Raw genomic sequence first — 3,052 nt, 5'->3', positions numbered from 1 at the left:
GTACTTCACCATCGAACGTGGTAGTACCCCGCAACTCGTCTGCGTAACCGCGGATGTTAATTTTTTTCACCATGGCATCAGCAATGTACTGTGTCTTTTCGCTGGAGAAACTGTTGGGCGCGTCGTGGGTGCTGTTATCAGGCCAGGGCGAGAGGACATTTTCTTTGTAGTCGCCATCAGGGACGAGGGGGACGAGATGCTTTGCATTCCTTTTATCGTCGGGAATGGGGCCTGGGCGTGTGTCATCCAGATCGGGGCGTTTTCGAATAGTGTTCTTGGCGCTGTCTATCTCATACGTGTGGGTGCGTTTATTGCCGCGTGCATCCACAACTTCGCTTTGCACAAATACACTGGTGGTGGAAGAGTCTTTTTGTTCTTGGATTTGAGAGTAAGGAGTGTACGTTACATCAACTTCCTTAGAAACCGAGATTTTCCCATGTTCAATGATTTTCCGATCTTCAAGTGGCAGCTTTGAAATCAAATGCTTGACTTGCGATTGCGTGCCTTGTTCAAAGCTATCGAGATATACTCTCAGCCCGCCTTCAAAATGAGAGTTCACAAAATTTTTTTCGAATTTCGGAGCGGTAATGGTGCTGAGGTCAATATTTTTATCGCTGGAAGTATAGGTATGCAAATCCACTTCCTTGTGGAGTTGCGCGGTGTGGATGAATACATCCAGCAGTGAGTAGGGGCCTGGAAATGAGAAAAAAGTGGATTCCTTTGGCGTCAGCACTTTTTGTTTGATTTGCTCCTCCGACAAATGCGGGTTCAGCTCTTTTATGTAGGCCATGGTCATGTCATGAAGATTAGGGGGCATCTTCGCAAACGCATTGGAAGCCTCATTCAAGCGATCCACCTGGTCTTTGAATGCAGCACGCACCTTCGCCATATCTTCTTCTGAGTAGCTATCTGTGCTGTTCCAATCCAGCACGCCGTTCTGAACACCCCAGTCTTTCAATGCGTCGCTTTGAGCCTGCTGCTCAACCAGTTTGTCTGCCAGCGTTATCGGCGCCAGCTCATTTCGCATCATGACCTGCGCATACGTCATTTTGTTGGTCGAGCCAGGGGCCTCGGCTTCGAGACGGGCGACGGCGGTCGTAAAACTGACCCAGGAGTGGGTGCCCTTTACCAATGTGTCAGGTATCTCCTTGACTAGAAGCTCCGGTGCCTTGCGCGATAACAGGATTTCCATGGCAAGCTCCAGGTTTTCCACTGAAGCGATTTTGTTGACGAGTAAGTGATGAGCCAGCTCTTTGTGTATTTCGGCGATGTTCTTGCCTGAGAGGTTAACGTGGGCCAGGTCGAACCCTGCAACTTTGGTCCGGCTCGAGTCTGGCGCAGTCGTGTTGACGCCAAGGGCATCCATCGACGTGTAGAGGGCTGTCAACACCCATTCGGCGATGACGTCGGGCGATGCAATTTCGCCAAATTCGCGTTCGGCCGCCCGGGCGAAGATTTCAGCATTGGGTGACTTGAGGATGCGGTCGATGGCACTGCTACGATCGTTCGAGACGTCATCTCCCAGATCAAGACCGCGTGTCAGATAGTCGAGCAAGTTGCGTTCTGGTTGGCCTTCCAAAAACTTATTCGTCATGGAGATGAGTGCGCGCTGATCAGCATTACTCATTGGCGTTGGCCATGAAAGCGCACCCCCTAGATTGCCATGCATCGGTGTTTCAATTGGTGGACTTGCCAACGACTGCGCAATGCTCTTTAACTCAGTCTCATTAGCTGGAAGTGAAATGCCGCTTCCTACGAGGTAGTCGCGCAGCGTCACGGCCACGCCCGGTTTCAGATTGCGGTTCTTGAAGTAGGATGACGCGGGATCTATCTGGATGGGCGTATCCAGAATAGCGTTAATCCTTTGCTTAATAATTAGATTGTATTCTGCGTGGTCTTTTTCATTGGCGAGCGAACTTTTGGAGTCGTGGTCTTCCAGCCCCTCAACGACACTGTCTGCAACCTTTGTTATTGCCGCAATCACAGAACTCCGGTTATTCAGATCGCCCAGTTGCGAGGCTTGACTCTCCAGATGTTTCTGGGAGGGCGTTTCGACATTTTCAGGGAACAGGTCATCTTTATGCTCCCATTTGTTGATGTACTGCGTGATGGCTGCCTGTTGCTCTGCAGGCGAAAGAGTGCTGTCAAAAGGCAGGGTATGACCATGAAACTGGGCGATCTCAGCGACCTTCGCACTGGTTGCGGTGGTCGCGGGGTCAAACTTTATGACGTTGCCGGAGCCTGCCAACGTGTTGGCAGCGCTCTTGAGCAGCGGCCAACCCATAAAGCTGTGAATATCGGCGGATCCGGCGGAGGGCTTGGGCGGCGAAAAGTCGAAGGGATTTCGGGGCTTGGTACCCATAGTGGTGAAGCCGATGGTACCGCTGGCGAGATTAATAGTGATCTCTTTTGAGAGATCGACGTCATTCTCTTTGGCCCAGTTTTGGAACGCCGGGCTTTTAAGGATGCTATCCAACAGCGCACGCGACTGCCCGAAGGATGAATGGGGCGGGATACGTTCAACAGTGGCCTGTCGATAGTCTTGATTGCCGGCCGACAATTCCTTCAAGTCCTGGGTGTAGAACTCAAGTAACTTTCGATCCCCCCTTTGCTGGAGGCTTCCTCCCCGTCCCGCAAGCTCTGTGGCGATCTCGAGGTGGGCAGGTGACGGTGTTGGATCGGCTTTTGCCAGTTGAGGGCTATGCAAATCCGACACGCGTGAGTTGGAAATAGCAGTCATCAGAAATATTCCTAATCGATGTGGGCAACATGTTGTTCGCCCACATATGTGGAAAAACAACCACAACGATTCCATCTATTTCCTGCTCAACCGTAACGCCGAATTACGTAGCGCGGCCGCCCTATGCCTTGATCATCTCCCGGACCGTGGCGGTCAATAAATCGAAAGTAAACGGCTTAGTGATCAGTTGCATGCCAGGGTCGAGAAAACCACCGCGCACCGCTGCGTGCTCGGCATAGCCTGTAATGAACAACACCTTGAGTTCAGGACGAATCTGCCTGCCTATTTCTGCCAGCTGCCGACCATTCATAC

Annotated in this window: 1 protein-coding gene and 1 pseudogene; both read right to left on the bottom strand. The window is 51.6% G+C overall.

Going from position 1 to position 3,052, the window contains the following annotated elements; translation table 11 throughout:
• Nucleotides 1-2,740, bottom strand: a 2,740-nt coding sequence (locus GIW04_RS29350; RefSeq protein ID WP_236479497.1) for a hypothetical protein, incomplete at its 3' end; no start/stop codon positions are given.
• A 121-nt stretch (nt 2,741-2,861) separates the two neighbouring features.
• Nucleotides 2,862-3,052 (bottom strand): annotated as a pseudogene (locus tag GIW04_RS29345) (hybrid sensor histidine kinase/response regulator); the annotation flags it as partial.

Source organism: Pseudomonas sp. PA-4-8C (assembly GCF_021606625.1).
GTDB lineage: Bacteria > Pseudomonadota > Gammaproteobacteria > Pseudomonadales > Pseudomonadaceae > Aquipseudomonas > Aquipseudomonas lactis.
The sequence above is the reverse complement of the archived record's forward strand: the minus strand, read 5'-3'. Positions and strand labels throughout refer to the sequence as shown.